A 5,704-nucleotide genomic window follows, 5' to 3' on the forward strand; every position below is an offset into this window, starting at 1 on the left:
AAACTCTCCAATAAAGTTAGTTTGTCTAGCATCTAAAAATAAAAATTGACGTTTCACGTTGTTTGTTTCGTTCAGTTTTCAAAGAACTACTTGGTCGCTCATTTGCGACTTTCTTATGTTAACATCTTCGTTAGTTAATGTCAACTAAGTTTTTCATTTCGTTTGTCGCTTGCGACGTTAATGTCATCGGCGACTTGTTCTATACTACACCTCTAAAGCATAATCGTCAATACCTTTTTATAAAGATATTCAAGTTAATATTTTTATGGTCTTTTAGCTAGATACGTCTCTATAGGATTTCATTATCGGAGCATACTTTCTGCTTCTCTTTAATTTATTCTTCCAAACATATTCGAGTTAATTTGAGCTCTAGACTTAACTTGTGCGGACATTTCCCTCCAACAAAACTAGCAACCTTATTTTAACAAATACTAGTATATAATTAGAGAGTTGTTGTACTATCAATAAAACTCTATTAAAAGCAGGTGAAAATATGAAAGATATACATATCCTTATAGCAGACGACGATAAAGAAATCCGAAATTTATTAAAAATATATTTAGAACGAGAATTATATATGGTAGACACTGCAATCAACGGCGAAGAAGCCTTGCATTTATTTAATCAAAATAACTACAACCTCGTTATATTAGATCTTATGATGCCCAAAATAGATGGAATCGAGGTATGTAAAAAGCTTAGAGATAAAACTAACGTACCTATATTAATGCTCACCGCTAAAAATCACGAAGTTGATAAAATTTTAGGCTTAAGCATTGGTGCTGATGATTACATTACAAAACCTTTCAGCATTCACGAAGTAATTGCACGAATAAAAGCTCTTATGCGGCGTTTTTTAGTTCTTGGAAGTAACAATACTGCTCAAGAAAAAACAACTTTATCTTTTAAAGGACTAACTTTCAATCTAAATACATACACAGTTCATACAAATAAAGAAGAAATTAACTTAACCGGAAAAGAACTAGAACTATTAAAATTCTTTACTTCAAACCCAGGGCAAGTATTTACAAAAACACAGCTCTTCCGAAATGTGTGGAACGATAATTATATAGAAGATGACAATACCGTTATGGTACATATTCGAAAACTTAGAAAGAAAATAGAAATTGACCCTTCCAATCCAAAATTCATTCAGACTATATGGGGAATTGGTTATAAGTTTGTAGGTGAAAAGCTTGAAGACTGATAAAACCCTCTTCCTTATTTCATTACAACTTATCATTTTTGGGATTTTAAACATACAAATGAACCCAAGAGTAAAAATGTCTTTATTTATTATCCTTATCTTAATTACAATTTATCTCTTCTTTTCAAGAATACAATTCATTCAACATCGCAAAGCAATGGATACTAAATTAAGTCGTGTACTAAAAGGAAACTTACAAGCGAGATTATTCACAAGCAATGACCATTCATTACATAATATCGTTTTTTCAATAAACGAGCTAATAGCTAAATTAGAGCAGGTTCAGATTGAAGCCAAAAGATCCGAGGAATCCAGAAAACAACTTTTGTCTAGTATCTCCCACGATATACGAACACCTCTCACCTCCATAATCGGATATATAGACGCTTTGAAAGACGGAGTTGCTGTTTCTGAAATAGAAAAACAAGAATATCTTAAAATACTTTATATGAAATCAAATAACTTAAAACATCTAGTTGATGAAATATTCAACATGGCAAAGCTAGACGCCAATGAATTTCCATTAAAAGAAGAAGAACTCGATTTTTCTGAAGTTACTAGAGAAGTTTTAATCGAATTTTTACCTGAGCTCTCAAAACATAATATTGAACTACAAGTTTTCCTACCAGAATCTATTTGTCCTATCATCGCAGACCAACTTAGCCTTATACGGATTATAGGTAATTTAATAAAAAATGCCATTTATTATGGAAAAGATGGGAAAACAGTAGGAATCGAACTATTAGAAACTGATACAGAATATGAGCTTCTTATTTGGGACAAGGGCCCTGGTATCCCAAAACATGATTTACAAAACGTATTCGAGCGAATGTACCGAAGCGAACAATCAAGAAACTCCTCTTTTGGTGGCAGCGGTCTCGGGCTTTCCATTTCCAAAGCGCTCGTTGAGAAAAACGGTGGACATATATGGGTTGAAAGTACTCCATGGAAACGAACTACTTTTGGCTTTTCTATTCCAAAACACAATACTTTTAAGAAATAGTTAAGAAATGATTAATATGCAGTTAAGCCTTCCTTTTTATGATGTAAGTAAGAACTTATAGAAAGCAGGTGTCTCCTATAAATACAATTATAAAAACGACTAACCTTACTAAAGTATATGGCAATCAAAAATCAGTAGATAATTTAAATATTAATGTTCAGCAAGGGGAGATTTATGGATTCATAGGCCGCAACGGTGCTGGTAAAACAACAACCATTCGTATGCTGCTTAGTCTTATAAAGCCTACAAGTGGGACGATTGAAATATTTGGAGAGAACTTATTCCAAAATCAAAAAGATATTTTAAGCAGAATTGGTTCTATAGTTGAAGTCCCAGGATTTTATGAAAACTTAACTGCAAAAGAAAACCTATTAATTAATGCAAAGATAATTGGGGTTCACAAAAAGAATGCTATCGAAGAAGCATTAGAAATAGTAGGCTTGCAGCATGAGACAAAAAAGTTAGTAGGAAAGTATTCTTTGGGAATGAAGCAACGCTTAGGAATCGCACGCGCTCTTCTCCATTATCCCGAGCTACTCATATTAGATGAACCAACTAACGGACTAGACCCTATTGGTATTAAAGAAATGCGAAAACTTATTCATTCTTTAGCTCAAGAAAGAAATATAACAATACTCATTTCTAGTCACATATTAGCCGAGGTAGAACAGTTAGTCGATCGTATCGGAATTATTCATGAAGGAAAGTTACTAGAAGAAGTTTCTCTTGATACGCTGCGCAAAGCAAACCGTAAGTACATAGAGTTTCAAGTGAATAATGACAATAAAGCTGTGATGTTATTAGAAAATCATCTTCAAATTTTTGATTATGAAGTACATGATGAAGGAAATATTCGGATTTACTCTCATTTTGGACAACAAGGATACATAAACAGAACATTTGTTCTAAATGATATTGAAGTATTAAAAATGATGATAAGCGAAGATAGACTAGAAGATTACTTCACCAAAATAGTTGGAGGTGGAACAATTGGTTAATCTACTCTATACAGAACTCTTAAAACTAAAACGCTCCAATATGTTTTTAATTAGCATTATTGGTGCTGGTGTCGCACCTTTCTTAGTTGTAGTAGCCTCTTATATACATATAAAAACAAAACAGCCAACTCCGACTATTTGGTTCCATCAATTATTCACTGATGTTAACTTATATACTACTTTAGTTATAGGATTCCCCTTATATGGAGTAGTGGTTGCATATTTGCTTACCCGCGAATATGCAGAAGATACACTAAAAAATTTACTAACTATCCCCGTGTCGCGCATTAGCTTTATTATAAGTAAATTCATCATTCTCTTTCTTTGGATCATGATGCTAACTTTAGTCGCTTGGGCACTTACTTTAATATTAGGGCTATTGGGGAATTTCCCTGGTTTTAACATTGCTTTACTTTTAGGTTCCTTCCTAAAATTTTTAATATGTGGTGGACTTCTCTTTCTATTGTCTTCACCTATTGCGCTACTAACTCTTGTAATGAAGAGCTATGTACCGCCCATTATATTAACAGTCATTATTACAATGACTAATCTTATGCTCGTAAACTCCAAGCATAAAGATTTATTTCCGTGGACCACTACTCTAGATATCGCAAATAACGAATTACAACCGACATATCCACCAGAGTATTCTTATATCATCATTGCAGTAACAACAATTTCCGGATTTATTGCAACACTATTCTATTTTAAAAAAGTAGACATTCATTAATTTATAGGAGTGAAACTATGAGCGATATCATTATTGCCTTCATACTCGGTATTGTAGAAGGATTAGCTGAATTTTTACCTATATCTTCTACTGGCCACCTTATATTAGTCGGGCATTTATTAGACTTTGAAGGAGAAAGAGCAAAAACGTTTGAAATTGTTATTCAGCTAGGCGCAATTTTAGCTATTGCAATTTTATATCATAAACGTCTCGTTTCTTTATGTAATATTAAGCCTCTTCTACGGAAAGAGAAAAAATTCAACGCGTTTCATGTATTTCTTGGCGTATTTCCGGCAGTAGTGGCTGGTTTGCTACTACATGATATTATTAAAACATACTTATTTCAGCCATACACTGTTGTGATTGGACTCGTAGCAGGGGCAATTCTTATGATCTTTGCAGAAGTAAAAAAGAAAGAGGCAGCCACCTATTCACTGGACGATTTAACATACCGTCAAGCTTTAACAATCGGATTATTTCAGTGCTTAGCAGTATACCCTGGCTTCTCTAGAGCTGGCTCTACTATCTCTGGAGGTCTATTAGCAAAAGTAAATTATAAAACTGCATCTGAATTCTCTTTTCTAATAGCTCTTCCTGTAATGGTTGGGGCTACAGGCTTAGACTTACTAAAAAGTTGGAACTATTTAAGTGTCGATGACATCCCTATGTTTGCGGTAGGATTCATTACCTCTTTTATAGTAGCCATGCTAGCGGTAGTAACTTTTTTAAAGCTTTTAGAGAAGATAGGTTTAAAACCTTTTGCATACTATCGTATTTTGTTGGCTATCTTATTTACGCTTTTCGTATTGCTATAGATTCATATAAGTCACATATCATTAAACTGATATTCAATTTAGAATATCGGTTTTTTATCTATTTCAACTCTAGTACTACTCACTTCAATATCGCATAGTGATAATAAACTACCATTAATAGTCTGAACGTTCTTTAAGTAACTATATCCTTTATCATAAAATGCAATTGGAAAATTAAAGATCCCATATATGTACAGGACATATTTACAAACCATATTCATTCCACATAGTATCTTTTTAATTCGCAACATACTGATACAAATTTCAAATGAGTACAAAGACAGAATAAGTAAATAAATTCCCTAGGAATTATAAAGCGACTAAATATTAATTAGAGTGAGATGACGATAAAATGAATCAATTAGCACAGACATATTGGAATACTTATTAGGCAAACAACAAAAAAAAACAGAATCTGTTATAGCTTGGCAATTTGGGGATTCCTCTAATTATCTTGCACAACTAGTAATTGACGGTATTAAAACTGCTACATGCTCCGGTCACATTTTTATGAATTAGAAAATGAACCGCTACCGACCACTAACGATTATAGTATTATACTTAATAGTAATGATGCACCTGTAGCTATTATTAAGACAATAGAAGTAACTGTAACACCAATGAATGAAGTAAGCGCAGAATTCGCTATCGCTAAAGGCGAAGGAGATCGTACTTATAATTACTGGAGAGACACCCATGTTCATTTTTTTACAAAGGAACTAAATGAGCTTGGTCTTAATTTCTCTGAAGATATGTTACTCGTCTGTAAGCGTTTTGAACTTGTTGATGTGAACAATAAAGTGAAATTATAATAAACTGAGATTTACCAACCATTCTTATTTTTATAAAACACAAAAAAGACGAGTCATTCTGACTCGTCTTAAAGTTGCTTGGCGACGTCCTACTCTCACAGGGACAAGGTCCCAACTACCATCGGCGCTAGAGAGCTTA

Annotated in this window: 5 protein-coding genes and 1 pseudogene; all 6 read left to right on the top strand. The window is 33.3% G+C overall.

What is annotated here, in order from left to right:
• The first annotated feature begins 493 nt into the window (after window positions 1-493).
• Complete coding sequence (locus ACS2FK_RS30255; protein ID WP_063546263.1) at window positions 494-1,207, top strand: response regulator transcription factor; 714 nt, start codon at window positions 494-496, stop codon at window positions 1,205-1,207.
• A complete protein-coding gene (locus tag ACS2FK_RS30260) occupies window positions 1,197-2,210 on the top strand; it encodes a sensor histidine kinase (RefSeq protein ID WP_063546261.1) in 1,014 nt (337 codons plus the stop codon). Before ACS2FK_RS30255 ends, ACS2FK_RS30260 begins: the two co-directional genes overlap by 11 nt.
• Window positions 2,211-2,278: 68 nt before the next feature.
• Window positions 2,279-3,208, top strand: coding sequence for an ABC transporter ATP-binding protein (locus tag ACS2FK_RS30265; protein WP_063546259.1), 930 nt, complete (start codon window positions 2,279-2,281; stop codon window positions 3,206-3,208).
• Window positions 3,201-3,938, top strand: coding sequence for an ABC transporter permease (locus ACS2FK_RS30270; protein WP_063546257.1), 738 nt, complete (start codon window positions 3,201-3,203; stop codon window positions 3,936-3,938). Before ACS2FK_RS30265 ends, ACS2FK_RS30270 begins: the two co-directional genes overlap by 8 nt.
• A 17-nt stretch (window positions 3,939-3,955) precedes the next feature.
• Window positions 3,956-4,753, top strand: a complete 798-nt coding sequence (gene uppP, locus ACS2FK_RS30275; protein ID WP_063546255.1) for an undecaprenyl-diphosphate phosphatase UppP — start codon at window positions 3,956-3,958, stop codon at window positions 4,751-4,753.
• Between the two features lie 352 nt (window positions 4,754-5,105).
• Window positions 5,106-5,565: pseudogene (locus ACS2FK_RS30280) on the top strand (ASCH domain-containing protein).
• The last annotated feature ends 139 nt before the right edge of the window (window positions 5,566-5,704 follow it).

This window comes from Bacillus cereus group sp. BceL220, from assembly GCF_051776965.1.
GTDB lineage: Bacteria > Bacillota > Bacilli > Bacillales > Bacillaceae_G > Bacillus_A > Bacillus_A cereus.

Bases quoted from the DNA above. Each gene is read 5' to 3' on its own strand.
- ACS2FK_RS30255 (WP_063546263.1), top strand. From the start codon at position 494: ATGAAAGATATACATATCCTTATAGCAGACGACGATAAAGAAATCCGA.
- uppP (WP_063546255.1), top strand. From the start codon at position 3,956: ATGAGCGATATCATTATTGCCTTCATACTCGGTATTGTAGAAGGATTA.